Raw genomic sequence first — 22,746 nt, forward strand, 5'->3', positions numbered from 1 at the left:
GATTCATACTTCCCTCATTCCCTGGCTCGACCCCGAGGTCATCATTTCCTCCGCCGGCCCATGGGCTCTGTTGGTGGTGTGCGCCATCGTCTTCGCCGAGACGGGCCTGCTCGTCGGGTTCCTGCTGCCGGGCGACACGCTGCTCGTGATCTCCGGGCTGCTCACCCACACGCTCTTCGTCTTCGGTGTGGACATCTGGTGGGTCTGCCTCGCGATCGGCTTCGCCGCATTCCTCGGTGGTGAGGTCGGCTATCTGATCGGGCACAAACTCGGCCCGAAGGTGTTCGAGCGCAAGGAGTCCGGACTGTTCAGCGTCGAGAATGTGCGCCGCACCAACGCGTTCTTCGACCGCTTCGGCGCTCTGGCCATCATCCTGGCCCGCTTCGTTCCGATCGTGCGCACCTTCGCCCCCGTCGCCGCGGGCGTCGGCCACATGAACTACAAGAAGTACACGCTGTTCAACCTGATCGGCGCGCTCATCTGGGGTGCAGGCCTGACCTACTTCGGCTACCTGCTCGGCTACATCCCCCCGATCGCGAACTTTGTGCAGGAGTACATCGACATCATCCTGCTCGGTGCCGTGACGATCACGCTGATCCCGACGGTCTGGCACTACATCAGCTCTGTGCGGAAGGCCAAGCGCTCGACGGCGGCCGGCCCCGACCACGTGACGGATGCCGAGGAGGCAGCCGCCCTCGCCCTCGACCCGGACGTTTTCGACAGCCCGCACGAGAAGTAACGCCGCTCCATCGCCCGTCAGGCGTGCGAGTGCTCCTCATGCTCGGCGTGCTCCGCCGGCTCGAGCTGGAACGTGGAGTGCGCGACGTCGAAGTGCTCTTCGAGGCACTCGCTGAGCTCGTCGAGCAGGCAGCCGCCGGCATCCCCACGGAGCACCTCCGGCTCGACGACGACGTGGGCGCTGAAAACGTGAGCACCGGTCGTGATCGCCCAGACGTGCACATCGTGCACGTCGACGACGCCCGTGGTGGCGAGGATGTGAGCCCGGATCTCGGCGACGCTCGTGTCCGCCGGCACCGCCTGGCTGAGCACGCGCACCACATCGCGGAGCAGCGAGAACGCCCGCGGAATGATCATCACGGCGATCGCCAGAGAGGCGATCGCGTCGGCCTTCTCGAAGCCGGTGGTCATGATCACGACAGCCGCGATGATGACGGCGATGGAGCCGAGCATGTCCCCGAAGACCTCGAGATACGCGCCCCGCATGTTGATCGAGTTCTTCGCTCCCCCGCGCAACACGAACATGGCGGCGATATTGGCGCCGAGGCCCAGCACCGCCACGAGCAGCATCGTGCCGCCCTGCACCTCCGGGCCACCGGCCTCGGTCAGCCGGCGGATGCCCTCGATCGTGACGCTGACGGCGACGACCGTGAGCACGATGCCGTTGAAGAGCGCGGCGAACACCTCTGCCCGCTGATAGCCGTAGGTCTGGCGGTCATTCGCGGGCCGCGCGGCGATGACCGTCGCGACGAGCGCGATGATGAGTCCGGTCAGGTCCGAGAACATGTGGCCCGCGTCGGCCAGCAGGGACAGCGAACCGCTGAGCAGGGCACCGACGACCTCAACGAGCAGGAACACTCCGATGATGCCGATGGCGATCAGCAGGCGTTTCCGGTTCGTCGTTGCGGTGGCGTGGCTGTGATCGTGACCCATGACATCAACGCTAGGCCGCGAAAACGCGCCACGCCAACGCGCCCCGCTAGTTAGGAATGAGTGCCATTCTCAATAGATTCGAGCAGCACCGGGAGCAACGCCTGCACAGCGCGCGCCCTATGGCTGTTGGCGTTCTTGACCTCGGGGTCCAGCTCCGCCGCGGTCACGGTGAAGCCATCCGGGATGAAGATCGGGTCGTAGCCGAAGCCGTGCGCGCCGGAGACCTCGGTGGCCAGTGTTCCGGGCCAGACACCGGATGCGACGTGCTCGAATCCGGTTCCAGATGCCGCGGCGGGCGGGATCACGAGCGCGATGGCACAGTGGAAGGCCGCGGCCCGGTGCGGATCGCCGATGTCGCCGAGCTGATCGAGCAGAAGCCGTGTGTTCGCCGCACTGTCGCCGTGTGACCCGGCCCAGCGCGCCGAGAAGATGCCGGGCGCGCCGCCCATCACGTCGACGGCGATCCCGGAGTCGTCCGCCAGCGCGATGAGACCGGTGTGTGCCGCCGCCGTCCGCGCCTTGATGAGCGCGTTCGCGGCGAAGCTGGTGCCGTCCTCGACGGGCTCGGGGCCGTCGTAGGCGTGCACGACGGCGTCCGGCAGCACGGCAGCGAGGATCCGCTGGAACTCCTCGACCTTGTGCTGGTTGTGCGTGGCGAGGACGAACTCGATGCTCACGCGCGCGCCTCGGCGAGGGTTGCAAGCTGCAGCTCGGTGAGGGTGGCCGCGCCGGAGACGGCGAGGTCGAGCAGCGAGTCGAGCTCGCGGCGATCGAACGGGGCGGCCTCGGCCGTGCCCTGCACCTCGACGAAGAGGCCGCGGCCCGTGACGACAACGTTCATGTCGGTCTCCGCGCGCACATCCTCGGTGTATGCCAAATCGAGCATGGGCTCACCGTCGATGATTCCAACCGAGACCGCGGCGACGCTGTCGATGAGCGGCTGCGCCTTCTGCGCGAGGAACTTCTTGCCGCGGCCCCACTCGAGCGCGTCGGCGAGGGCGACGTACGCGCCCGTGATCGCCGCTGTGCGGGTGCCGCCGTCGGCCTGCAGAACGTCGCAGTCGATGACGATGGTGTTCTCGCCGAGCGCCTTCATGTCGACGACGGCGCGCAGGCTCCGCCCGATCAGCCGGCTGATCTCGTGGGTGCGCCCGCCGATCTTGCCCTTGACCGACTCGCGGTCCATGCGGGAGTTCGTGCTGCGCGGCAGCATCGAGTACTCGGCCGTGACCCAGCCCTTGCCCTTGCCGGCCATCCAGCGCGGGACGCCGTTCGTGAAGGAGGCGGTGCAGAGCACCTTGGTTCGCCCGAAGGAGATCAGCGCGCTGCCCTCCGCCTGATCGCTCCAGCCCCGTTCGATCGTGACGGGGCGCAGTTCGCTGACGGATCGACCGTCGACACGGACGATGTCAGAGCTGTTCAGAGTGGTCACGGTGTCTCCTAGACGGTTGTGGGGGTGATCGTGTTGATGATGCCCGTCTCGACGAGTTCGACATCGGAGATGTCTGGACCGATGAGCCGGTGGGCGAGATCGAGGAAATCGGATGCGCTGTCACCGGTCGCCTCGTAGCGGTAGCTCGGTGGCGTCGGCGCCGTGCGCTCCAGCCCCTGGCTGACGAGGGTGCGGTAGACGTCCTTGGCGGTCTCGGTGTCGCTCGAGACGAGGGTGACGCTCTCCCCCATGACATAGCTGATGGCGCCCTTGAGGAAGGGATAGTGGGTGCATCCGAGCACGAGGGTGTCGACATCCGCCGCCCGCAATGGCGCCAGATACTCCTCAGCCGTCGCCAGCACCTCAGCGCCGGTTGTCACTCCGGCCTCGACGAACTCGACGAAGCGCGGGCAGGCCTGGCTGAACAGCTCAAGGCTGGGCGCGGCGGCGAATGCGTCGTTGTAGGCCCGCGAGGCGATCGTGCCCTCTGTGCCGATGACGCCGACGCGCTGGTTGCGGGTGCTGGCGACCGCGCGGCGCACGGCCGGCTGGATCACCTCGATCACGGGGACGCTGTAGCGTTCGCGGGCGTCTCTGAGCATCGCAGCGGATGCCGTGTTGCACGCGATCACGAGCATCTTCACACCCTGCTCGACGAGGTCATCGAGCACCTCGAGCGCGTAGCCGCGGACCGCCGCGATCTTCTTCGGGCCGTACGGGGAATGCGCGAGGTCGCCGATGTAGAGAATCGACTCGTTCGGCAGTTGATCCTTCACGGCCCTGGCCACGGTCAAACCGCCAACGCCTGAGTCGAAGATCCCAATCGGTGCATCCGTCACGTCTGTCAACCCTACTAGGCTGGCCTGCGTGAACAGCTCTGCCCTTCTCACCGATCGCTACGAACTCACGATGGTGGATGCCGCCATGCAGAGCGGAACCGCCGATCGGCTGTGTCTGTTCGAGGCGTTCGCCCGCCGGCTGCCGCACGGCCGCCGCTACGGCATCGTGGCCGGAACCGGCCGACTGCTGGAGCTGATCCAGGCCTTCCGCTTCGGGGACTCCGAACTCGACTGGCTGCGCGAGAACGGCGTCGTGCGCCAGCCGACACTGGACTGGCTCGCCGACTATCGCTTCAACGGCGAGATCTGGGGCTACCAGGAGGGCGAGGCCTACTTCCCCGGCTCTCCCCTGCTGACCGTCGAGTCGACATTCGCAGAGGGCGTGATCCTCGAGACCCTGATCCTCAGCGTGCTGAACTATGACACCTCTGTGGCCAGCGCGGCCGCCCGCATGGTGTCCGTCGCGCTCGGTCGCCCGATCGCGGAGATGGGGTCCCGACGCACAGGTGAGCAGTCCGCCGTCGCCGCCGCGCGTGCCGCGTACATCGGCGGCTTCGACGCCACGAGCAATTTGGAGGCCGGCCGCCGCTGGGGGCTCCCGACCATGGGAACCGCCGCCCACGCCTTCACCCTCCTGCACGACAGTGAGGAGGACGCGTTCCGCGCCCAGGTGGCCGCATTCGGGCCGGGCACCACGCTCCTCGTCGACACCTACGACATCAAGACGGGCGTCGAGCTCGCCGTCAGGGTCGCCGGCACCGAGCTCGGCGCCGTGCGCATCGACTCCGGTGACCTGCCCACCGTCGTGGCCGCCGTGCGCGATCAGCTCGACAGCCTGGGCGCCGTGAACACCCGCATCACCGTCACGAGCGATCTCGACGAGCACACCATCGCCGGCCTCTCCGGCTCCCCCGTCGACGCCTACGGTGTCGGCACCTCCGTCGTGACCGGATCGGGTTCCCCGGCCGCAGGAATGGTCTACAAGCTCGTCGCCCACAAGGGTGATGGGCGAGGAGCAGATGCCGGCGACTGGATCCCGGTGGCGAAGGCCAGCGTGGCGAAGGCCAGCCTCGGTGGGCGCAAGCGCGCCCTGCGCCGCATCGACAGCACACGCACGGCCCGCGAGGAGATCGTCGATGTGCAGGGAAGCGGCGTCGACCTCCCGGTCGACCTGCCGAGCGAGAGCCACCGCGAGCTGCTCGTGCAGCTCGTGAACGGCGGCGTGCCGGACGAGCGCTTCCTCGGCCACGCCGGCACCGTGCTCGCCCGCAACCACCGCGCAGCCGTGATGCAGGAACTGCCGATCGAGGCGTTCCGGCTGGGTCAGGGCGAGCCCGTCATCCCCACCGTGTACCGCTAAAGGGTTTCGACAGGCTCAACCAGCGGTCCACCGCTGATTGAGCTCGACTCGTCCTGAGCCTGTCGAAGGATCGAAATCATTCGGCCTTCATCTTTTCGTAGATCTCTTTGCAACTCGGGCAGACCGGGAACTTCTCCGGGTCGCGCCCCGGCGTCCACTTCTTGCCGCACAGGGCCTTGACCGGCTTGCCCGTCAGGGCCGACTGCAGGATCTTCTCTTTCTTGACGTAGTGCGAGAAGCGCTCGTGATCACCGGGCTCGATGGCCTCCTGGTTGAGCAGCTCTTCGAGCTCACGGTCGAGAGTGGACGTTCCGCCGCCGGGCATTCCCGGGTCGGCGATGCTCGCGCGGAAGTGTTCAGACATGCCTCAAGAATAACGCGCATACGGGATGCCGCGGCCACCCGTTCAGGCGCGGAGTGCCGCTGCCAACAGCTCTGGCCCACGCGCGTCGAAGGTGCGCGAGCCGACCCAGACACCGACGATCAGCGCGATGACGCCGACGCCGCAGCCAGCGATCAGCGAGGCGATGTGCCACTCCGGGTTGTCGGTGAAGCCGAGGATGGCGAAGCCGACGGCGGGCAGGCTGAGCACGACGGTGCCGAACAGGGTCAACGACTGCACGAGCGCGGCCGCCGTTCCGGAGGACTGCGGCTGGGCGAATGGGCTGTCGCCCGGCTTTGTCACCGGGTACGGGAAGCGGGCAGAGGTGTAGCTGCCGAAACCGAGACCGCCGAGGAACAGGCACGTGCTCACGCCGAGCAATGCCGGCATGGCGCTCCAGTCCTTGCTGAGCAGCATGCTGACCCCGGTGCCGAGACCGATCACGATGACGCCCAGCACGAGTGCCGGAGCGAGTCGCCCGATGCGATCGGCCCCGCCCTTCGTGCCCGATGCCACGTGCAGCCAGATCGCGGTGTTGTCGTACGCGACGTCGTTGTGGATGGTCCAGCCGAGGAACAGGCTCATCACGGGCACCGGCAGCAGCGCGAGGTACTCACCGCTGACGCCGCCGATGCTGAGCGAGAGCATGAGGATCACGGGCAGCACGGGGATCATCACGAGTGACACCCAGTAGCGGGCATCCCGCGTCCAGTAGGTGATGCTGCGCGCGGCGATCGCGCCGGCCGGGGTGTGCGGAAGCCGGTCGAACCAGCCGATGCCGTGGTACGCCTTGCTCGCGGCCTCACGGCCCGGCGTCACCAGCATCTTCGCGACCAGCGCCTGCCATCCCAGCCAGAGCAGCCAGAGCGTTGCTGCGGCGATCAGGAGCTTGAGCAATGCCGCACCCCAGTCTCCGTTGCTGGCATCGCCCGGCACAGCCCAGACGGCGCCGAGCGGGGTCCAGCTGAGTACATCGGCCAGCTGGGAGATCACGGCGGCGCCGTCTTCCTCCCAGTCGAGGTTGCTCAGCAAGATGACGACCGGGGAGATCATGACGAGCGCGAAGAGGCCGAGCACGCCGGTGAACTCCCTGGCACGACGGGTCGCAAGCAGGAAGGAGGCGATCGACGTCGTCACCCGCGCCACCAGCACACAGCTGCCGAGCGCGAGCGCCGCGGCGAGCACCGCGAGCAGCGTCTCAGCGATTCCGCGCGACCAGGTGACGACGAAGCCGAGCAGCACGATCGTGAGCGTGACGGCCGGAATTCCGAGGAGCGCGCTGAGAGCGAGGCCGAACGAGAGCCGGCGGTTCGGCATCCCGAACAGCGCGAAGGCGCGCGGATCCATCGTGTCGTCGACCCCGAAGATCAGCGGCACGATCAGGAATCCCAGCAGAACGAGGGAGCCGCCGAGCACAATGAAGTCGCGGATCGCCTCCGTCTCGTTCACAAACCGCAGGGCGATGAGGCCCGTCGTGAGGAACACGGCCAGACCGAGGCCGTAGAGCAGCCCGACGATCATGCCGACGAGTTGCCATGGGCTGCGCCGGAACAGATTGCCCAGCAGTCGGAGCTTTAGTCCGAGAAACTGTGCAACCATTCCATCCCCTCCGCTGCCTTGCGTCCGCCGGCGAGCTCGACGAAGCGCTCTTCGAGCGTTGCCGCGCCGCGCACCTCGTCGAGGGTTCCGGATGCCAGCACCTGACCGTGCACGATGATGGCGACGCTGTCGCACACGCGCTCGATCAGATCCATGCCGTGGCTGGAGAGCACGACCGTGCCGCCCGCCGCGACATACCTCTGCAGGATCTCGGTCAGATTCGCCGCCGAGACCGGGTCGACGGCCTCGAACGGCTCGTCGAGCACGAGCAGGCGCGGCGAGTGGATCATCGCGCAGGCCAGTGCGATCTTCTTGGTCATGCCGGCCGAATAGTCGGCGACGAGACGGTTGAGGGCGTCTTCGAGCCCGAATGCGGCGGCGAGGTCGGCCGAGCGCTCGCGCACCGTTGCGTTGTCGAGTCCCCGCAGGATGCCGGAGTAGTAGAGGAGCTGCGCACCGGTGAGGCGGTCGAAGAGACGCAGCCGGTCGGGCAGGACGCCGATCGTGCGCTTGGCGGCAACCGGGTCGGCCCAGACGTCGATCCCGTGCACGCTGACGGTGCCGGCATCCGGGCGCAGCAGCCCGGTGACCATGGAAAGCGTCGTTGTCTTGCCCGCGCCGTTGGGGCCGACGATGCCGTAGAACGAACCGGTGCGCACGGCGAGCTCGATCTGGTCGACGGCCGTCGTCTCGCCGAAGTGTTTGCTCAGCGCGCTGATCTGCAGGACGACGGGGGCATCGACGGCGGGCGCAACAGCCGCGACGCGACGCGTGCCCTTTTTCTTGGCGGGTGACTTCGCACGCACGACGGGTGCGGCCGGGGTCGGATCCGCGACTGCTGGATCGGTCTCGACGGCCGACGCCTCGGCACCGAGAACCTCGGCTATCACTGCCGTTGCGACAGCGACCTCGGCAGCAGGAGCCGTAACAGTAGGAGCCTCAGCAGCAGCGGTCTCGGCAGCAGGAGCCTCGGCAGCAGGAGCCGCAGGAGCCTCAGCAGTCGTCTCGGCTACAGCTGTCTCGGCTGCGGCCGCAGCGGCGAGCGGCGTCGCGACCGCAGCGGGCGCGGTGGTCTTCTGCGTGGCAACCGTTTCGGCGACGACGGCCTGGCCGTCATCGACGATCTCGGCTGCGGTGGCGGCCGCCACCTTCGCAGCGCTCGCCTTGGCCGCGCTCGCCTTGGCGGCGCTCGCCTTGGTTGCGCTCGCTTTCTTGGCCGCGGCTGAGCTGGCGGCTGTCGTTCGTGCTGCCGTCGATTTCGCGGCCGTTGCTTTGGCCGCCGGCGTCTGTGCGGCGGTCGTCTTCACGGCGGCGGATTTGGCGGCCGTCGTCTTCGCCGCTGTGGTCTTCGCCGCCGGCGCCTTGGCTGCCGTCGTCGTCGCCGCGGCGGATTTGGCTGCAGTCGTTCTGGCCGCTGCCGCCTTCGCCGGAGTGGCCGCCTTGCCTGCGGCGGGCTTTCTGGCTGCCGTCTTGGCGGCCGTGGTCTTGGACGTTGTGGTCTTGGCGGCGCTGGACTTCACGGCCGTGGACTTTGCGGCGCTCGTCTTGGCGGCACTCGTCGTGGCCGCGAGAGCCGCTGCGCTGCGCGGAGCACGCTTCCGGGGCGCAGCGGCACCCGGAGTCGATTCGCTCGGGACAGAGTCAGGGGCATCGTGCGGCAGAGAAGTCACTCAGCCAAGCTACCAAAGACACCGGCCCAAGACCGGGCCCCTGCCGCCATCGGCGAGAATCCGAATCTGTGAAAGTGCCGAGCGCCGCATAACGAAGTGGAAACAACCCGGCATCCGACAGACACCCCCGAGAGGGTGTCACGATAGAATGACGTAGGCATAATGGCGTGCCTTAACGTAAACGTAAGGGTGAACCGGACGTGAATCTTGCGTGGAGGACTCGGCAATAGGGCCGCTTCTGCGCAGAACAAGATTTCCCGGTCCGCCCGAATTTTCTTTGAGGAGCCCATCGTGACCACACAGGTCGTAATTCTTGCCGCAGGCATGGGAAGCCGCCTCGGTCGCTCGCTGCCGAAGCCGCTCACCGAGCTGAGCGATGGCCGCACGATCATGCGCCAGCAGTTCGACAACATCGAGCACGCCTTCGGCACAGACGCCAAGGTCACCATCGTTGTCGGCTACAAGCTCGAGCACATCATCGAGGCATTCCCGCAGGCGTCCTTCGTCTACAACGAAGAGTACGACCAGACCAACACGTCCAAGAGCCTTCTGCGCGCCCTGCAGGCCTCGCAGCCGGGCGGCGTGCTCTGGATGAACGGTGACGTCGTCTTCGACCCGCGCATCCTCGACCGTGCCGCCGCGATGATCGCGCGCGACCAGAGCTTCGTCACGGTGAACACCTCGAAGGTCTCCGACGAAGAGGTCAAGTACACGACCAGCGCCGAGGGCTACATCAAGGAGCTCTCCAAGACCGTCAAGGGCGGACTCGGCGAGGCCGTTGGCATCAACTACATCTCGAGCACCGACAAGGCAATGTTCCAGCGCGAGCTCGTCAAGGTCGGCGACCAGGACTACTTCGAGCGTGGCCTTGAGGTCGCCATCGAGAAGTTCGGCCTGCTGGTCGAGCCGGTCGACATCTCCGACCTGTACGCGGTCGAGGTCGACTTCGCCGAAGACCTGGCCCGCGCCAACCTCTTCGTCTAAGTAGTAGCCATCACTCGCTGCACGTATGGGCTTGCGCGAATCACCCCGCGCGCGCCCATACGATAGTGCCTGTGAGTTCAATCGCTGAAGAGCGCCCCCAGTGGACGCCGTTCGCACGCTACCGGCATGCGCTCTGGCTGCTCACGCGGCGCGATCTGCGGGTTCGGTACTCGACCTCCGCGCTCGGCTATGTCTGGTCGATCCTCGATCCGCTGGTCATGGCCGGCATCTACTGGTTCGTGTTCACCCAGGTATTCCAGCGCCCGGTCGGCAGCGAACCGTACATCGTGTTCCTGCTTGCCGCTCTGCTGCCGTGGATGTGGTTCAACGGTGCCGTCTCTGACTCGACCCGTGCCTTCCTTCGCGAGGCGAAGCTCATCCGCTCGACGAAGATCCCCCGCACGATCTGGGTGAACCGACTCGTACTCTCCAAGGGCATCGAGTTCCTGGCGTCCATTCCCGTGCTCGCCCTCTTCGTGGTCTTCGCGTTCCTCGCCGGCGACACGGTCAAGCTCAACATCGATCTCCTGCTCTTCCCCGTTGCGATCGTGTTGCAGACCGTCCTCACCGTCGGCATCGGCCTCATCGTCGCGCCCCTGGTCGTCTTCTTCCGCGATCTGGAGCGGGCCACCAAGCTGGTCCTGCGCTTCCTGTTCTACGCTTCCCCGATCATCTACGGCACCTCGAACCTGCCGGAGGAGCTGCACTTCTGGGCGGCGTTCAACCCGCTCACCGGCATCTTCGGCCTGTACCGTGCCGGATTCTTCCCCGGCGAGCTCGACTGGTTCGCCGTCGCGGTGTCCGCGCTGATGTCCGTGGCCTTCCTCGTGATCGGCATCCTCGTCTTCCGCCGCCTCGAGCGCTCCGTGCTGAAGGAGATCTGATGTCAGCTGCTGAGGTGGTGATGACGGTGCAGGATGCCGGCATCCGCTTTCGTCGCAATCGCCGCGGTCGACGCAACTTCAAGGATCTCTTCGCCGGTCGCGACCGGCGCAGCCGCCCCGGCGAGTTCTGGGCGCTGCGGAATGTGACGATCGACGTGCGCGCCGGCGAGGCGATCGGTGTCGTGGGGCGCAACGGCCAGGGCAAGTCGACGCTGCTCAAGCTCGTCGCCGGCGTGATCCTGCCCGACGAGGGGACGGTCGACGTGAAGGGCGGCGTTGCCCCGCTGATCGAGATCACCGGCGGCTTCGTCGACGATCTCTCCGTGCGCGACAACGTCTACCTCACGGCCGGGCTGCACGGTATGACCAAGGCCATGATCGACTCCCGCTTCGACGAGATCATCGATTTCGCCGAGATCGGGGACTTCCTCGACACCCCGTACAAGCACCTCTCGAGCGGCATGAAGGTGCGCATCGCCTTCGCGGTGATCTCCCGGCTCGAGGAGCCGATCATCCTCGTCGACGAGGTGCTCGCGGTCGGTGACAAGGCCTTCCGGGAGAAGTGCTATCGCCGGATCGAAGAGCTGCTCGCCGGTGGCCGCACGCTGTTCTTCGTTTCGCACAACGAGCGCGACCTCCGACGCTTCTGCACCCGCGGACTCTACCTCGACAAGGGCGCCCTTGTGCTGGACGCCCCGATCGCCGATGTGCTCGGGCGCTACAACGAGGACTACGGCGTCAAGTAGGCGCTTTCTCCCCCACCCAGGGCCAGGGAGTGCGCGGTTCTCCACAGCCGCCAGATACGGGCGCGAGAATCGGCCCCCACCGTCGGATGCCGCCGCTACCGTGCGAGGCATGGTGAAGCCTGCGGCGCCCCTCGACTCCCCCAGCGACCCCGCCTACCGCGTGCCATGGCGTCTGGATCGTCGCCGCGCGCCGCGCTTCGAGCTGCGCAATGTGGGCGGTGAACGCCTCGTTGCGTTCACACTGGCCGTACTCGGGCCCGGCACACTGATCTGGGGCCTGCCGACCGCCGTCGAGGCCGGCGCTGCCGTGCGCTTCACGCTGCATGCGGAGGATCCCGCGCGGGCCACCGTCGTCATCGTTCGCTGGTCACGCCCGAACGGTGACGAGTACCTCTGGCGTGTGAGCTTCTAGCGCGACGCGCAGCGTCGGCCGACACCCGCCCTCACCACGTTGGTCGAGTAGGCCGCCCGCGGCCGTATCGAGACCAGAGCCGCCCTATCCGGTCAGACGCTCAGGGCTTCGGGGGCGGCCTCGTTCCTCGGCTGCTCCCTCCAGCCAGCGTGAGAATGCACGATGGCCGGGCGAGCGTCGGCGTCAGCGGCCGCGGGAGCGGCGCTCGCGCACGAAGTCGGCCACCGTCAACGGCCGGGTCGTGTCCGGCAGATCCTCGAGGCCGAGGCCCCGGACGAGTTCGGCGGGATCGGTTCCAAGCACGCCGGAGACCCGCACGATCGTCGTGAGGCTCGGGTTCGCCTGTCCACGCTCGATCTTGCCGAGATTGGTCACGTGGATATCGGCGAGCTGCGCGATCTCCTCCTGGCTCATGCCGAGGCCAAGACGCACGCCACGGATGCGCTCACCCAGAATTCGAGCTGCTTCCGAGTGCGTTGAGGCCATTACTCATGACTACTTGCCCTGCGCTTTCGAGACCAGAGCGTTCAGCATTGAAGCGTTTGCGCCTCAAGCATGCACGCTCAGTCGAGCGGGTCCAGACCGTGCTCTGTACGGAGCTGCTCGGTCTCGACGTCAAGCACATCGAGCGGCTTGCCACCGTCACGGCGAACGCGGTATCGCCCGGCGAGGAGGGCGATCCGATCGCTCGGGCTCTCGAGTCCGACCTTGTCGAGCGCGCGCAGGGCGATGGCGTACCAGCGCTCGGCGAGGGCGAGCTCGCCAGCGATCTCGAAGCCCTCGGCGATCTGCTGGTAGACCCCGAGATCGTCGCTTCCGGTCGTCCGCACCTCATCGGCGAGGGCGATCGCCGTGGTGCGATCCTCCTGCTCGAGGTGCAGGCTGATGAGAGTCGGGTGCGCCTCAAACGGCTTCACGCTGGAGTGCGCCCTCGCCGCCTCGACGAGCCGGAATGCCTCGGCGGTGTCATGGGCCATCTGCAGGTGTTCGGCCGCGACGACCAGGAGGTGCGCGGGTGTGAGCCCGCCGTCGAGCGTGTAATTCTCGGCATCCGTCGCCCACTGCTCGAAGATCGCCGCCTTCTCGAGATGCTCGGCGACGCCTCCCGTCACGCTGCCGGTCATCGGGTCGAAGTCCCGAAGCTCAAGTTCATCGACGTCGTCTTCGGTGATCACAGTGGCCATGCGTCAAGGCTAGCGGCTCACCGGGCCCGATCACCGGTCGCGCCGGGCCGGGAATGCTCAGCCAGACGCACAGCGGCTGCCCATATGATCGCCTCGTGGCTCGAAAAGTGAAACCCTTCATCTCGCCGACCGGCGGCACTCCGCAGGGCGGAGAGCTGCCGAGCGGGTTCGTGCGCGGCATCGACCGCGTGCTGGCCGTGCAGCGCCCCATCGTGCTCGCCCACATCCGCAGCATCCGGCGCAAGAACCCGGACGCGACGCCGCAGCAGCTCGTGCGCATTCTCGAACTGCGCTACCTCGCCGCGGTCACCACCGGCGGTGCAGCGGTGGGCGCGACGGCGGTCATTCCCGCCATCGGAACCGGTGTGACGCTCGCGCTCTCCAGCGTGGAGACGGCTGGCTTCCTGGAGGCGACAGCGCTCTTCGCCCAGTCCGTCGCCGAGGTGCACGGCATTGCCGTCGAGGACCCCGATCGGGCTCGCGCCCTGGTGATGACGCTGATGCTCGGCCGAGAGGGCACCGATCTCGTGCGCAACCTCGCCGGGCAGTTCACGGGCGGCACATTCACTCGCAACATGTACTGGGGCGAGATGGTGACCAGCGCGATCCCGCAGGTCGTCATGGGGCCGCTCCTCGATCGGCTGAAGACGGCCTTCATCCGGCAGTTCGCCGTGCGCGGCGGAGCAAGCGTCATCGGCAAGGCTTTGCCTTTCGGCGTCGGGGCCGCCATCGGTGGCATCGGCAACAACATGCTCGGAAAACGTGTGTTGCGGAATGCGCGCCTCGGCTTCGGTGCCGCCCCGGTGATCCTGCCGCCCGAACTGGAGCCGCGCGTGCGCACGGTGTCGTTGCGGGAGCGGGCCGTGCGCGGCAGTTCGCGCGTCGGCAGCAGCGTCGGCGGGGCCATGGTCGGAGCGGCGACGAGCGTCGGTGGTGTCGTCAAGGGCGCAGCGGGCGGCGTCGGCGGTGTTGTGCGCAAGGCCCTCCCCCGCGGCAAGGGCACACCGCCGTCCTCACGCGAGGATGCCGGCGGGTCGGCCGAACCGGCGAACACCGCGGATCGGCACACGCAGTAGCGCAGCGATCCCGTCACGCCCGCGGCGTTCTCGGCTCGCGAGCCGTGCCGAGAGTGCAGTATTCGCGCGACAACCCGCCATCCAGCGCAGTATCTGCACTCTCGCCGTCGGGCGCCCCACCGCGAACTGCGCACCGAGCGGGGTCCTGCGCACAGTTGCGCGGCCGAACACTGTGCGTCCCGCAGCTGCGCGGCGTCGGCGCGGGAGCCGGCTAGACGTCGATCTCGTCGCCGTCGTCGAGGTCGCCCTTGACGTCGTGGTCGTCGATCTCGCCGTCTGCGGCGTGCAGGGCGGCGTTCTTGTCCCACTCGGTCATCAGGTGCTGCACGGCACCGTGGAAACGGCGCGTGGCAGCGCCAGGCGTCGTGTCACCGAAGTAGTACTCGACCCATTGCTTGAGGCGCTGCTGAGCAGCGTCGCCGTGGCTCAGCTCGTCGACGATCGCGACGATGCCGGCCGCGTCATCCGCGGGCAGCCACTCGCAATCGGAGAGGTAGCCGCTCGTGTCGATCTCCGCCGCCGGGTTCGCCGGCCGGGTGATGAGCAGCGGCTTGCCGGCGGCCAGACGGTCGTAGACCATGGCGGAGATGTCGACGATCGCGACATCGGCGGCGACGAGCTGCCAACCGAGCTGCGAGCCGGTGTCGTAGATGTGCCGCGCGGCAGGATCGGCCGCGTTCGCGGTCTCGATCGCGCGGACGATCTCGCGGTTGGCCGCGGCATAGGCGGGGTCCAACACGCCGGAACGCGGGTGCGGGCGGTAGATCAGGCGGTGCCTGGGGCTTGCGAGAAGCCCGCGCACGAGTGCGACGCCGTGGGTGGCGATTGAGCCGTAGGCCGCAGCCCCGCGGTCGCCCTCCCACGTGGGCGCGTAGAGCACAACCTCACGCTCGTCCTGCACATACTGCAGCGGAGCGCCGTCGAGGTAGTGATCGGCCTGTGGGCGGCCGATCGGCAGTGCCCGCTTGTCGAAGTCGTAGTCCCAGAGCACCTTGCCGAGACGGGCGCGCGCGGCATCCCCCGCGATCAGCGAGTAGTCGTATGCCTTGAACTGGTTGGTCGTCATGTACATCTTGTCGCTCTCACCGTGGTTGATGAAAACGTGCCAGCGGCGCCCGTAGCGCATCATCTGGAAGTTCTTGGCGTTCTGATTCACGTAGAAGATCACGCGCAGGTCCTGCTCGTGGATCACCCTCTCGAGGTCCACGACCTTGCGCACGTAGGCAACGGGGAGCGGGGACTCGTCCAACATGGTGATGGCGGCGCCGGATGCCCGGCTGAGCACGAGAACCGGCCACGTCTCGGCGAGCTTCGCCAGCGGCTTGTACCACTGCCGCATCTGGTACATGTTCACCTTGCCGTCGGCGAAGTACACGGCCACCCTGTACTTGTGCGGCTCGAGCGCACCCTGCTCGGCCAGTTTCTCGCGCAGCAGGCGCTGCGCCTTGCGTGACGCCAAGACGCCCTTGACGAGTTTGATCGCGTTGCGCGCGTCTTTCTGAATACCCACTTGTCAAGAGTACAGAGGGGTTCGGCGTCGAGACCCCAGAACGGGTGGCGCTGACCGAATCGTTAGACGATCGGTGGACGACCAGCGCGTGTCATGCGCCAGATGGTCCGCCAGGCCATCGGCTTGCGCTCTCCCGGGTCGGCACGCCAGCCCTCGCGCCAGCCTCCGAACCACGCCGAGAGCGCCGCCGGATGCCGCCACCAGCGCAACAGCTGGATCGCCGTCCAGCTGCCGACGTAGAGCGGCACGAGCGGGGTCGGCAGGTTGCGCCGGGCCAGCCAGACACGGTTCCGGGCATTGAGGCGGTAGTAATAGCTGTGCCTGGTCGGCTGGATCACGGGGTGGTTGGCCACGAGATCGCCGGCGTACCAGGCGCGCTTGCCCGTGTTCCAGACCCGCCAGGCCAACTCGATGCCCTCGTGGGCGTAGAAGAACGGTTCGGCCCAGCCGCCGGTCGCGTCGAAGACGGCGCGCGGCAGGAGCACGGCGCCCTCCCAGACCGAGAAGACGTCACTGGACTGGCTGGCGTCGCCCTTGCGAATGCGTGGGATCCAGCGCCGCGGCGAGGTGGTGCCGCTGGGGTCGACGACCTGGGGCTGGAGCAGGCCGATGCTGGGGTCGGCGCGGAGCTTCCCGATCGCGGCGGCGAGGAAGCCGGCATCCGGAATGCTGGCGTCGTCGTCGAGGAAGAAGATGTACTCGCCGCTGACCTGCCCGACGCCGCGATTGCGCCCGGCCGGAATCCCGAGGTTCTCCGGCAGGCCGAGCGTCTTGACCCCGGCGGGGAGCCCGGTGGGCTGCCAGCCGTTGCCGACGCAGACGATGTCGAGCGCTACGCCCTGCTGAGCGAGAATGCTCCGCAGGCCGCGCTCGAGGTCATCCGGCCTCGTGCCCTGCGTGAGCACGACGACACCGACCGTCGGGATTTCGACAGGCTCAATCAGCGGAGAGACAGGCTCAATCAGCGGAGAGACAGGCTCAATCAACGGAGAGCCAAGCTCACTGGACGGAGAGTCAGGAGCGGACACGTTTGGAGGCCATGATCGCGAGGAAGTGCCCGAGGAGCGCGAGCAGCGAGAGCGGCACGAGGACGATGAGGAGGACGCGGTCCGTCTCCGGCTGGCCGGTGAAGAGCCCGATCAGTGCTGCGGCGAAGATCAGCATGGTCAATTCGACCGAGTGGTAGAGCCGGTGGAACGGCACGAAGCGAGCGATCTTGCGCAGCGTGGCGATCAGTCCGCCGCGCGGAGCCGACTCGCCGTGGGTGTCGGCGAGCTTCGGCAGACCGGCATTGGCGCGGGCGACGTGCACCATGTCGTTGAGCGCCTTGTTGAGCACGATGAACAGGGCAAGCAGGCCGGCCAGGGTCGTCCAGAGGAAGTCGGCTGGGGTCTCGAAGGGGTAGGCGGCGGCACGGATGCCGAGCGCGAGCGGAATCAGCGCCTCGGTCGAGTAGTGCCCGACCTTGTCCAGGAACACGCCGGCGGGCGAGGATGTGCGCCGCCAGCGGGCCACCTCACCGTCGCTGCAGTCGACGAGCATCTGCAGCTGGCCGAGCAGCAGTGCGAGGGCCGCACCCCAGATGCCGGGGATGAGCAGCGCCGCGGCGGTCGACCAGCCGACAAGGATCATCAACCCGGTCACGCCGTTCGCCGAGATGCGCGTCTTCAGCAGCATCCAGGTGAGGTAGGGCGAGAGGTCACGCAGGTAGAGCGAGGCCGTCCAGTGTTCGGCGTTGCGCCGTAAGCGCACCTCCGGCGGCTGGGCGACGGCACGCAGCTCGGCGATCGACGAGGGGCGTTCCTGCCTGGGTGTTGCCTGCCCCATGGTTACCTTCCGTTGTGTGCCGTGATGTTGCTCGTGAGCTTGAGATAGCCCAGCACGAATCCGATGCCCCACGAAAAGTGGATGCACGGCAACACTAGGAGAAACCACAGCGCGCTGCGTAATCCGAGCGCCCTCAGGCTGCCGAGCGTCGCCACGATGACGAAGATGGCATAGACGGCCGGCGCGAGCAGACCGACCAGGAGCCATGGCGTCGCGCCGAGCAGACTCTGGATGAGGCCACCGATGCCCATGAGCAGGCCGACGGCGACGCCGAGCACCATGGCCGGTGGGATGAAGTACCGGATGCCGTTGCTCTCCGGGAAGCGGCGGGCCAGCTCGCCGCGCCACAGCCCGGTCGAGAGCATCTGCTTGACCAGGCGCTTGACGCTCGGCCGCGGCCGGTAGGTGACGGTGAGCTTCGGCGTGAACCAGACGACGCCGCCGGCCTTGCGCAGGCGGCGGTTGAGTTCCCAGTCCTGCCCGCGCTTGATGCCCTCGTCGAAGAGGCCGACAGCTTCGATGGCCTCACGCCGGAAGCATCCGAGGTACACGGTTTCCGCCGGACCCTCCTCGCCACCGACGTGGAACGACGATCCGCCGAGGCCGACGCGGGAACCGTACGCACGGGCGACGGCGCGTTGGAACGGCCTGTCCCCCTTGGCGTCCATGATGCCGCCGACATTGGCGGCTCCGGTGCGCAGCAGAGTCTCGACGGCGACGCGGGCGTAGTCACGCGGCAGCACGGAGTGTGCGTCGACGCGGATGATGATCGGGTACGCGGAGGCGCGGATGGCGACGTTCAGTCCGGACGGCGTCGACCCGATCTCGTTCGGGATGACGCGGATCCGCGGGTCGACCCTGGCCATGTCTTCGACCAGCTCCGTCGTGCCGTCGATGCTCGGCCCGAGAGCCAGTGCGACCTCGAACGGGCCCTCGTAGTCCTGGTCGAGCAGGCTGTCGACAGCCGCCCTCACATGGGTCACTTCATTGAGCACCGGCATGACATACGAAACACCAGGAAGCGCAGCGACTGCGTCATTCGACACCGTGTCGACCATCTCTTCCACTCAAACGAACTGGACTTGAGAGCTTATCAGGCAGCCCGAACGCGAACGTCGCCGCCCCACCGGATGGCGGGGCGGCGACGCAGGAAGGAGCCGCGGTGTTCAGGCGGGGCCTAGCTGCCCAGCGTTCCGAGGGTGACGTCGACGTCGTAGCTCTTGCCGTCCCGCACGTAGCTGAGCGAAGCGTCTCCGCCGCCCTCCACGGTGCGCACCTGAGCGGTGAGGTCGTTGGCGTCGGTGATCGGAACACCGTTGAAGGTGGTGATGACATCGCCCTTCTGCAGGCCGGCCGCCGCGGCGGGGCCGCCGGCCGTGACATCGGCGATGTACGCGCCGACCGTCGTGCTGCCCTCGACGCTCGCGGCCGGGGAGACCGTCGCGCCCAGCAGACCGTGCGTGGCCGTGCCGTTCTCGATCAGCTCGTTGGCCACGCGCTCGGCGAGGTTCGCCGGGATCGCGAAGCCGACGCCGATGCTGCCTGAGGCACTGCTGTCGCCGGCCGTGGCGATGGCCACGTTGATGCCGATCAGCTCGCCCTGCGAGTTGAGCAGGGCGCCTCCGGAGTTGCCGGGGTTGATCGCGGCATCGGTCTGCACCACGGCGAGCGAGATGCTGCCGCTGTTGGCCGGTGGGGCCTGCTGCTCCTGGCCCGGCAGGTTGTTCCAGAAGTCGAACGGGGCCTGGCCGCTGCCGTCATCCGGGGTCGTGCTGTCACCCTCCGGGGTCTCCGGAACGGCAGACGAGGCCACGGTGATGCTGCGGTTCAGCGCGCTGACGATGCCGTTGGTGACGGTTCCGGAGAGGCCGAGCGGAGCGCCGATGGCGATGGCCGTGTCGCCGACGTTGATCTTGCTCGAGTCGGCGAACTTCAGTGCCGTGAGGCCGCTGGCGTTCTCAAGCTTGATCACGGCGAGGTCGGAGATGGGGTCGGTGCCGACGATGCTCGCCGCGTACAGCGTTCCATCGCTCATCGTCACCTGAATCTGCGGGTGGCCGGTTTCGCCGTCGAGGGTGACGACGTGGGTGTTGGTGAGCACGTAGCCGTCCTCGCTGAGCACGACGCCGGAGCCCGTTCCCGCACCGGACTCACCGGCGACGGCGATCGTCACGACACTCGGGGTCGCCTTGGCGGCGACGGCCGTGATCTCGGTGACGGAGTCGGTGTTGTTGACGACGACGTTCTGCGGCGACGACACGGACGACGACGGGGTGCCGTGATTCTGTGCATCCGCGATGGCCATCACGCCGGCGGCCGAGCCGCCACCGACGAGCGCACCGATTGCGAGAGCCGCGACGAGCATGCCGACACCGTTGCGCTTGGGCGCTGCGGATGCCGCGGGCTGCTGCCCGGGTGCGGCGGGGCCGCCGGGGCCGCCGACGCCGAAGGCAGCTCCGGGGAGCGGAACCGTCGGCTGGGTGTGCTGGGCGCCGTACTGCTGGGTGGGGTGCTGTCCATAGGGCAGCTGGCCCGTCGGAGCCTGCTGGCTCGCGTAGGGCTGCGGCGGGGTGTTCGGTGCGTATACGGTCGCGTTCGGTGCCGCAGCGCCGTACGGGGCGGCCGAGTGCTGCTGCGGAGGAACCGGAGCGGTCGCAGCGGGAGCGACGGGCTGGGCGACAGGCGCCGGTGCGGCGGCGGGCGCCGGTGCGGTGGCTTCGGCCGGCGCGGTCGTCGCGGCGGCCGGAATCGGGGTCTCGACCGCGGCAGTCGCGGGAGCCTCGCTTGCCGTCTCAACGACGGGGGCGGAGGGGGTGACGGTTTCGGCGCTGATGCCTTCGGGGCTGATGGCTTCGGGGGTCACTACGGCCTCAGCGTCGACAGGCACGGAGCGTGCCGGCTCTGGCTGTACTGAGTCCTTGTTGATGTTGTCGGTCATGGTTGCTCCTTCCAAGCAAGCTCAAGCATCCACCGGGCGGCTGTGGGTTCTTTATGGGAAAGCTGGGAGCTACCTTGGGATCAGTTGGGCCTTCTCCGAACGCGTCGGAGCCATGGGATTCACTCGCTCACGCCTTCGGCCAGCGTACTCTGATGAGACTGACAAGCAGACAGGAAATCGATGATCACTCCCGCTCCCTGGCAGCGCGCGGCGGCCGGCGCCGGCCTCCTCGCAGCCGATGGCACCGTTGCCGCGACGATCTTCGCCGAGATGAGCGCGCTGGCCCAGCGCACGGGCGCGATCAACCTCGGGCAGGGGTTCCCGGACGAAGACGGGCCAGCCGAGGTGCTGGATGCCGCGCGCCGGGCGATCAGCGATGGCGTGAACCAGTACCCGCCAGGACGCGGGATGCCCGTGCTGCTCGAGGCGATTGCCGCGCACCAACAGCGCTTCTACGGCATCCCGCTCGACCCGCAGAGCGAGCTGCTCGTCACAGCCGGCGCGACCGAGGCGATTGCCGCCGTGATCCTCGCCTTCGTGCGCGCGGGCGACGAGGTCGTCACCTTCGAGCCGTTCTACGACTCCTACGGGGCGACGATCGCCCTCGCCGGGGGAAAGCACGTCACGGTGCCGCTGCTCGCACCGGACTTCCAGCCCGACCTCGACCGGCTGCGCGACGCCGTGAACGATCGCACCCGCGTCATCCTCGTCAACACCCCGCACAACCCCACCGGTGCCGTGCTCCCCCGCGCGACGCTCGAGCTCATCCTGGAGCTCGCCGAGCGGCACGATGCGCTGATCGTCACCGATGAGGTCTACGAGCACCTCACCTTCGAGGTGCCCCACGTGCCCATCGCGACGCTGCCAGGGGCGCGGGACCGCACGATCAGCATCAGTTCGGCCGGCAAGACATTCAACACGACGGGGTGGAAGATCGGCTGGGTGAGCGCCTCAGCGGTCAACATCACGGCGATCCTGGCCGTCAAACAGTTTCTGACCTACGTCAATGGCGCACCGTTCCAGCCCGCGATCGCCGTCGGCCTCGGCCTGCCGGACGCCTTCTTCACCGGAATCGCCGCCACCCTCGCGGCAAAACGCGATGTGCTCTCGGCCGGGCTCGTCGCGGCGGGTTTCACCGTGTCACAACCCTCGGGTGGCTACTTCGTTGTGGCGGATGCCGCCCCCCTCGGATTCGACGACGGCGCGGAGCTCTGCCGTCGCCTGCCCGAGCTGGGCGGCGTCGTCGCCGTGCCGATCACGGCCTTCGTGCACGAGGAGCGGCGGTCCGGGTACTCCTCGCTCCTGCGCTTCGCGTACTGCAAGAAGTTCGAACTGCTCGAGCGCGCGGCCACCCAGCTCGCCGGGATCGGCGCTCGCTCAGCAGGCCGCTAGCGCGGTGTGACCCGGAAACGGCGCAGTGCCAGTGCGGGGTTGAGCGTGCGCACCGCTTCCAGGCGGTCTCGGCTGATCCACGCCACGGCGACGCCGCTCTCCTCCCCGATCGTCACGAGCTCGACGCCCATCGGGTCGATCACGAAGCTGGTTCCGACGCCGACGGGCGGGGCGTGGTCGGCCGCCGCGAGGTAGACGGTGTTCTCGAGCGCGCGCGCCGTGCAGAGCGTGCGCCAGTGGTGTTCCTTCAGCGGCCCGCGCACCCATTCGGCCGGCACCAGCACGAGTTCGGCGCCCGCATCGACGAGGCGCCTGGTCACCTCGGGGAATCGGATGTCATAGCAGGTCTGCATGCCGACGCGAATGCCGGCCAGCTCAAACGTCTCCGGTTCTGCGATGGCCCCGGCCTCGACCCAGTCGGACTCTGTCATGCCGAATGCGTCGTAGAGATGCATCTTGCGGTACGTCGCCACGAGCCCGACGCCCGGCGCGAGCGCGACGACCGTGTTGCGCACACGGGCGGAGTCCCCGCTCTGCTCGACGAGTCCGGCCACGATGTGGCAGTCGGTGTCGTCCGCCAGTGCGGCGAGTGCCCGCACGAATGGTCCGTCGATGGCTTCGGCGGCCGCGAGCCAGTCCGGCCCCATGGTCGGTGTGAAATAGCTGGAGTACTCGGGGAAGACGATGAGCTCCGCGCCGCGCAGGGCGGCAAGCCGCGTCATCCGCTCGATCTCGGCGAGGTTGGCCGTGGTGTCCGCACCGGGGGCGAACTGCGCCACGGCGACCCCGATCGCCTGCCGCTTCGCCGAATTCTCTCTCATGCGGCCAGCCTATTGCTCG

General features: G+C 67.8%; 23 protein-coding genes. 8 read left to right on the forward strand and 15 right to left on the reverse strand.

Features of this window, described 5'->3' with window-relative positions; translation table 11 throughout:
• Position 1: 1 nt before the first annotated feature.
• On the forward strand, positions 2-739 hold the full coding sequence (locus ASC66_RS01440) for a DedA family protein (protein WP_200944745.1): 738 nt from the start codon (positions 2-4) through the stop codon (positions 737-739).
• 17 nt (positions 740-756) lie between these two features.
• Here the strand turns inward: ASC66_RS01440 and ASC66_RS01445 are convergent, their stop codons facing one another.
• Genes ASC66_RS01445 through murI form a run of 4 tightly spaced genes read right to left on the reverse strand, consistent with a single transcriptional unit; the run spans position 757 to position 3,942 of the window.
• Positions 757-1,671, reverse strand: a complete 915-nt coding sequence (locus ASC66_RS01445) for a cation diffusion facilitator family transporter (protein ID WP_055833726.1) — start codon at positions 1,669-1,671, stop codon at positions 757-759.
• 50 nt (positions 1,672-1,721) lie between these two features.
• Positions 1,722-2,348, reverse strand: coding sequence for a non-canonical purine NTP pyrophosphatase (locus ASC66_RS01450; RefSeq protein WP_055833729.1), 627 nt, complete (start codon positions 2,346-2,348; stop codon positions 1,722-1,724).
• Positions 2,345-3,103, reverse strand: a complete 759-nt coding sequence (gene rph, locus ASC66_RS01455) for a ribonuclease PH (protein ID WP_235496626.1) — start codon at positions 3,101-3,103, stop codon at positions 2,345-2,347. The genes ASC66_RS01450 and rph overlap by 4 nt, the downstream gene beginning before the upstream one ends.
• Before the next feature lie 8 nt (positions 3,104-3,111).
• Positions 3,112-3,942 (reverse strand): glutamate racemase, encoded by an 831-nt coding sequence (gene murI / locus ASC66_RS01460; protein WP_055833732.1) that lies wholly within the window; start codon positions 3,940-3,942, stop codon positions 3,112-3,114.
• Between the two features lie 28 nt (positions 3,943-3,970).
• Between murI and ASC66_RS01465 the strand changes: the two genes are divergently transcribed.
• Entirely contained in the window at positions 3,971-5,302 is a 1,332-nt protein-coding gene (locus ASC66_RS01465) for a nicotinate phosphoribosyltransferase (protein ID WP_200944669.1), read from the forward strand.
• 76 nt (positions 5,303-5,378) lie between these two features.
• Here ASC66_RS01465 and ASC66_RS01470 read toward each other — a convergent pair whose 3' ends face one another.
• The 3 genes from ASC66_RS01470 to ASC66_RS18640 are packed head-to-tail and all read right to left on the reverse strand — an operon-like array spanning position 5,379 to position 8,953.
• The gene (locus ASC66_RS01470) at positions 5,379-5,666 is read right to left on the reverse strand and encodes a DUF3039 domain-containing protein (RefSeq protein WP_055833735.1); all 288 of its coding nucleotides are present in this window, start codon (positions 5,664-5,666) and stop codon (positions 5,379-5,381) included.
• 42 nt (positions 5,667-5,708) lie between these two features.
• Positions 5,709-7,283: a hypothetical protein gene (locus ASC66_RS01475; protein WP_235496628.1), complete on the reverse strand. Its 1,575-nt coding sequence runs from the start codon at positions 7,281-7,283 to the stop codon at positions 5,709-5,711.
• Positions 7,259-8,953 (reverse strand): ABC transporter ATP-binding protein, encoded by a 1,695-nt coding sequence (locus ASC66_RS18640; protein ID WP_502691542.1) that lies wholly within the window; start codon positions 8,951-8,953, stop codon positions 7,259-7,261. Before ASC66_RS18640 ends, ASC66_RS01475 begins: the two co-directional genes overlap by 25 nt.
• 291 nt (positions 8,954-9,244) lie before the next feature.
• Here ASC66_RS18640 and ASC66_RS01490 point away from each other — a divergent pair, with 291 nt between their 5' ends.
• From ASC66_RS01490 to ASC66_RS01505, 4 genes are all read left to right on the forward strand, one after another.
• A complete protein-coding gene (locus ASC66_RS01490) occupies positions 9,245-9,937 on the forward strand; it encodes a phosphocholine cytidylyltransferase family protein (protein WP_055833741.1) in 693 nt (230 codons plus the stop codon).
• Positions 9,938-10,008: 71 nt separating this feature from the next.
• Positions 10,009-10,821, forward strand: coding sequence for an ABC transporter permease (locus ASC66_RS01495; RefSeq protein WP_055833744.1), 813 nt, complete (start codon positions 10,009-10,011; stop codon positions 10,819-10,821).
• The gene (locus ASC66_RS01500) at positions 10,821-11,567 is read left to right on the forward strand and encodes an ABC transporter ATP-binding protein (protein ID WP_055833747.1); all 747 of its coding nucleotides are present in this window, start codon (positions 10,821-10,823) and stop codon (positions 11,565-11,567) included. The genes ASC66_RS01495 and ASC66_RS01500 overlap by 1 nt, the downstream gene beginning before the upstream one ends.
• Positions 11,568-11,676: 109 nt before the next feature.
• Positions 11,677-11,979: a hypothetical protein gene (locus tag ASC66_RS01505; protein WP_157509595.1), complete on the forward strand. Its 303-nt coding sequence runs from the start codon at positions 11,677-11,679 to the stop codon at positions 11,977-11,979.
• A 183-nt stretch (positions 11,980-12,162) separates the two neighbouring features.
• Here ASC66_RS01505 and ASC66_RS01510 read toward each other — a convergent pair whose 3' ends face one another.
• On the reverse strand, positions 12,163-12,465 hold the full coding sequence (locus tag ASC66_RS01510; protein WP_055833750.1) for a helix-turn-helix domain-containing protein: 303 nt from the start codon (positions 12,463-12,465) through the stop codon (positions 12,163-12,165).
• A 77-nt stretch (positions 12,466-12,542) separates the two neighbouring features.
• A complete protein-coding gene (locus ASC66_RS01515) occupies positions 12,543-13,163 on the reverse strand; it encodes a tetratricopeptide repeat protein (RefSeq protein WP_055833752.1) in 621 nt (206 codons plus the stop codon).
• A 95-nt stretch (positions 13,164-13,258) separates the two neighbouring features.
• Here ASC66_RS01515 and ASC66_RS01520 point away from each other — a divergent pair, with 95 nt between their 5' ends.
• Complete coding sequence (locus ASC66_RS01520; protein WP_082491932.1) at positions 13,259-14,239, forward strand: hypothetical protein; 981 nt, start codon at positions 13,259-13,261, stop codon at positions 14,237-14,239.
• Positions 14,240-14,450: 211 nt separating this feature from the next.
• Here ASC66_RS01520 and ASC66_RS01525 read toward each other — a convergent pair whose 3' ends face one another.
• The 5 genes from ASC66_RS01525 to ASC66_RS01545 form a co-directional block, all read right to left on the reverse strand.
• The gene (locus ASC66_RS01525; protein ID WP_055833758.1) at positions 14,451-15,749 is read right to left on the reverse strand and encodes a CDP-glycerol glycerophosphotransferase family protein; all 1,299 of its coding nucleotides are present in this window, start codon (positions 15,747-15,749) and stop codon (positions 14,451-14,453) included.
• A 62-nt stretch (positions 15,750-15,811) separates the two neighbouring features.
• Positions 15,812-16,732 (reverse strand): glycosyltransferase family 2 protein, encoded by a 921-nt coding sequence (locus tag ASC66_RS01530; protein ID WP_235496715.1) that lies wholly within the window; start codon positions 16,730-16,732, stop codon positions 15,812-15,814.
• Between the two features lie 31 nt (positions 16,733-16,763).
• Entirely contained in the window at positions 16,764-17,576 is an 813-nt protein-coding gene (locus ASC66_RS01535; RefSeq protein ID WP_055833761.1) for a CDP-alcohol phosphatidyltransferase family protein, read from the reverse strand.
• A 2-nt stretch (positions 17,577-17,578) separates the two neighbouring features.
• On the reverse strand, positions 17,579-18,634 hold the full coding sequence (locus tag ASC66_RS01540; RefSeq protein ID WP_200944671.1) for a glycosyltransferase family 2 protein: 1,056 nt from the start codon (positions 18,632-18,634) through the stop codon (positions 17,579-17,581).
• A 119-nt stretch (positions 18,635-18,753) separates the two neighbouring features.
• Positions 18,754-20,514 carry a S1C family serine protease gene (locus ASC66_RS01545; protein ID WP_082491933.1) on the reverse strand — a complete coding sequence of 587 codons (1,761 nt, stop codon included), beginning with the start codon at positions 20,512-20,514 and terminating at the stop codon, positions 18,754-18,756.
• Positions 20,515-20,694: 180 nt separating this feature from the next.
• Between ASC66_RS01545 and ASC66_RS01550 the strand changes: the two genes are divergently transcribed.
• Complete coding sequence (locus tag ASC66_RS01550) at positions 20,695-21,906, forward strand: aminotransferase class I/II-fold pyridoxal phosphate-dependent enzyme (RefSeq protein WP_055833764.1); 1,212 nt, start codon at positions 20,695-20,697, stop codon at positions 21,904-21,906.
• Here ASC66_RS01550 and ASC66_RS01555 read toward each other — a convergent pair.
• Entirely contained in the window at positions 21,903-22,727 is an 825-nt protein-coding gene (locus ASC66_RS01555) for a carbon-nitrogen hydrolase family protein (protein ID WP_055833767.1), read from the reverse strand. The two genes, ASC66_RS01550 and ASC66_RS01555, sit on opposite strands and share 4 nt — an antisense overlap.
• Positions 22,728-22,746: the final 19 nt, after the last annotated feature.

Source organism: Leifsonia sp. Root4, assembly GCF_001425085.1.
GTDB lineage: Bacteria > Actinomycetota > Actinomycetes > Actinomycetales > Microbacteriaceae > Microterricola.

Bases quoted from the DNA above. Each gene is read 5' to 3' on its own strand.
- ASC66_RS01555 (WP_055833767.1), bottom strand. From the start codon at position 22,727: ATGAGAGAGAATTCGGCGAAGCGGCAGGCGATCGGGGTCGCCGTGGCG.
- ASC66_RS01535 (WP_055833761.1), bottom strand. From the start codon at position 17,576: ATGGGGCAGGCAACACCCAGGCAGGAACGCCCCTCGTCGATCGCCGAG.
- ASC66_RS01540 (WP_200944671.1), bottom strand. From the start codon at position 18,634: ATGGTCGACACGGTGTCGAATGACGCAGTCGCTGCGCTTCCTGGTGTT.
- ASC66_RS01500 (WP_055833747.1), top strand. From the start codon at position 10,821: ATGTCAGCTGCTGAGGTGGTGATGACGGTGCAGGATGCCGGCATCCGC.
- ASC66_RS01550 (WP_055833764.1), top strand. From the start codon at position 20,695: ATGATCACTCCCGCTCCCTGGCAGCGCGCGGCGGCCGGCGCCGGCCTC.
- ASC66_RS01445 (WP_055833726.1), bottom strand. From the start codon at position 1,671: ATGGGTCACGATCACAGCCACGCCACCGCAACGACGAACCGGAAACGC.
- ASC66_RS01470 (WP_055833735.1), bottom strand. From the start codon at position 5,666: ATGTCTGAACACTTCCGCGCGAGCATCGCCGACCCGGGAATGCCCGGC.
- ASC66_RS01510 (WP_055833750.1), bottom strand. From the start codon at position 12,465: ATGGCCTCAACGCACTCGGAAGCAGCTCGAATTCTGGGTGAGCGCATC.
- ASC66_RS01545 (WP_082491933.1), bottom strand. From the start codon at position 20,514: ATGACCGACAACATCAACAAGGACTCAGTACAGCCAGAGCCGGCACGC.
- ASC66_RS01475 (WP_235496628.1), bottom strand. From the start codon at position 7,283: ATGGTTGCACAGTTTCTCGGACTAAAGCTCCGACTGCTGGGCAATCTG.
- ASC66_RS01505 (WP_157509595.1), top strand. From the start codon at position 11,677: ATGGTGAAGCCTGCGGCGCCCCTCGACTCCCCCAGCGACCCCGCCTAC.
- ASC66_RS01515 (WP_055833752.1), bottom strand. From the start codon at position 13,163: ATGGCCACTGTGATCACCGAAGACGACGTCGATGAACTTGAGCTTCGG.